Source organism: Vibrio sp. Isolate33, from assembly GCF_022397895.1.
GTDB classification, from domain to species: Bacteria; Pseudomonadota; Gammaproteobacteria; order Enterobacterales; family Vibrionaceae; genus Vibrio; species Vibrio pomeroyi.
Map to the genome: position 1 here is coordinate 1 of NZ_JAKEUP010000038.1, position 2,464 is coordinate 2,464.

Annotated in this window: 4 protein-coding genes; all 4 read right to left on the reverse strand. The window is 43.0% G+C overall.

What is annotated here, in order from left to right; translation table 11 throughout:
• Positions 1–376: 376 nt before the first annotated feature.
• A complete protein-coding gene (locus L1D37_RS23825) occupies positions 377–703 on the reverse strand; it encodes a hypothetical protein (RefSeq protein WP_239849349.1) in 327 nt (108 codons plus the stop codon).
• 232 nt (positions 704–935) lie between these two features.
• The gene (locus L1D37_RS23830; RefSeq protein WP_004738555.1) at positions 936–1,127 is read right to left on the reverse strand and encodes a DUF4250 domain-containing protein; all 192 of its coding nucleotides are present in this window, start codon (positions 1,125–1,127) and stop codon (positions 936–938) included.
• Position 1,128: 1 nt separating this feature from the next.
• Positions 1,129–1,332, reverse strand: coding sequence for a YaeP family protein (locus L1D37_RS23835; RefSeq protein WP_008222923.1), 204 nt, complete (start codon positions 1,330–1,332; stop codon positions 1,129–1,131).
• A gap of 164 nt (positions 1,333–1,496) precedes the next feature.
• Positions 1,497–2,192, reverse strand: coding sequence for a tellurite resistance TerB family protein (locus L1D37_RS23840; protein ID WP_239849350.1), 696 nt, complete (start codon positions 2,190–2,192; stop codon positions 1,497–1,499).
• Positions 2,193–2,464: the final 272 nt, after the last annotated feature.

Here is a 2,464-nt window from a genome sequence, read left to right on the forward strand (position 1 = left end):
TGGTGGGCTTTTTAAGGATAATCTGGCGCGGATATCATCGTGGAGCTGGGAAGCTAGTGCTCCCAACAAGGACTCCGAATACATTAGCGCAAACCAACTCCGTTATTACTTAATTGTAGTTGCAATAACGGGGCGGACCATACATTTTTGTACTTGGAAGTTTTAAAGCTGTTGTCGAGCATGCTCACTTACATTCGTAAGCTCCCCGTGCTCTCCTAGAATTTCAAACAACTACTTTGAAAAACGATGATTTTAGAGGCTCCTTAATAGGAGCCTTTTTTGTATCTGGTGGTCAGTAGGTGAGAGTAAAGAAAAGCAGGTACTAAAAAGGGCCAATGCTTTCACATTAACCCTTTGTTCTTTGATTGTGTCGATTCTACTTTTTGATGCTAAGTAGGGTGCCTGACTTACACTTGAAAGAGTAGTAGTGGCGGCTTTCACTGAACTTACCTAGGCCTTCACCATCACAGTAGTCGATGTTGATGTCACGCATCACTTCTAGTGTGTCTTCGCTCTTCAGAGCGAATTTAGAGCCATCAGAGCAGACGATACGAACTCGTTCATCATGGCTTACAGAGTAAATATCGACTTCAGTATTACACAGCTCAAAAGAGGCTTCGCGAAAGTTGTCTTGCTGAGTATTTGAAGCGCAACCTGCGGTGAGTGCGGCTGCGATAACGGCTAAAAGTCCGAGTCTTTTCATTGTTAATCCTTCACTATCATCAAGTTGAGTGATGAGTTTTATATGCTAGTTTGGGTAGCCTATACAACAATACGCTTTGGTTCAAGGCGCGTTCGTTGACTCTAAGATATAAAAGTATAGGTGCAGACAGATAATTTATAATGGGTTTGCTGCATGTTTACTTGTTACGTATCACCAACAAAAAAAGACCAACACAGAGGTCGGCCTTTAAATAGGAAGATTTTTTAAACGACTATCGAAACTGTTTGGCTTCTGGAAGATACTCAAAACCAGCAGACGCGAGCTTCGCGATCAGTGCTGCTTTGTCTATTTCGTAGAAGTTGACCACTCTATCTAAATCACCGCCGAAGTCGTCACGAAGCTTCATGTTGACGATGCTCATCAACATTACAGGATCCATTTTTTCAAAGTTAGCGAGGTTCATATTAGTCCTCGAAATCTGAAATTAGTAAGTTAGCAGCAGCAAAGGCTGCACGTTCGCGAGCTTCTTTAGGAAGAGACTCATCGGCAGCAAGGTCATTTAATGTTTTTACTGCGCAGGTGATCGCTTTAGGGATATAGCCTTGGTCGCCACTGCCAATTTGAGAATACAGTTCACGAACCAAATCACAACAATCGTATACTTTCATTTTTATACCTAACCAAATGATAACTGATCTCAATATACACATAGAGATAAGCAAAAACAAAGTGGATCTGATCAAGTTCAGAGTTAGTTTGTCCTCGCTCAATATCTCACTTGGTTAGCTCGCTGCTTAGGCTACTCTTTACCGATTCGTTTGGTATTTCTCGTTCAGCCAGAGACTTGTTGTTCAAGCTGATAGGTGACTTCATCAGCAAGATTGAGCTGTTTCGCGAGCTCTTTCAGGTACGCCTTTTCCATGAAGTTTTGTTCGTCGGCCACAATCAAAGAGGCTAAGTAGATCTCACTCGCCTGTTGAGGTGACGTTGCTAATTGAGCGATTTCGCTTGGGTCGAGTGGCTTGTGCAATTCTTCAGATACCAATTTAGTCAGCTGATAATCAGCGCCCATGTTTTCGACGGCTTGTTCTATCTTAGCCATCTCTTCTTCATCAACATGGCCATCAGCTTTAGACGCGGCTATCATCGATCGTAAAATCAGCACGCTGTGGTTTGCATCATTTTCATCAAACTGAGCCTGTTCGGCATTAGGTGTCTGGCCTTGTTTAGATTGGTAGTCGTTATAGACTTTATAAGCGAGAGCACCAAGAGCTGCTGCGCCACCAATACCGGCTGCTTTCTTACCCATTTTCTTAGTCTTCTTAGAGCCCATTAACGCCCCTAATAGCCCACCACTAACAGCGCCTGCACCGAAAGCACCAAGTGTGCTCTTGTTGATACCTTTACCATTGCTGCTACTGCCTTGAGAGAGGCTGCTTAAACTCGAAGATCCTTGGGAAAGCTTCTGAGTACCTTGTTTAACGAGATCTGACTTAAGTGCTTGGTTAAGTAAGCTTTTGATATCCATCGATACCTCCAATGTAAGCGGGTCTAAAAAGTTGATGAACCCAATATACGGATTTAAAGATGAACAGGGGATTAACTTACGTTATTTACTCTAGTGATAAATAGAAGAGAGCTTGAAGGGAAACGACAGGCACAAAAATGTATGGTCCGCCCCGTTATTGCAACTACAATTAAGTAATAACGGAGTTGGTTTGCGCTAATGTATTCGGAGTCCTTGTTGGGAGCACTAGCTTCCCAGCTCCACGATGATATCCGCGCCAGATTATCCTTAAA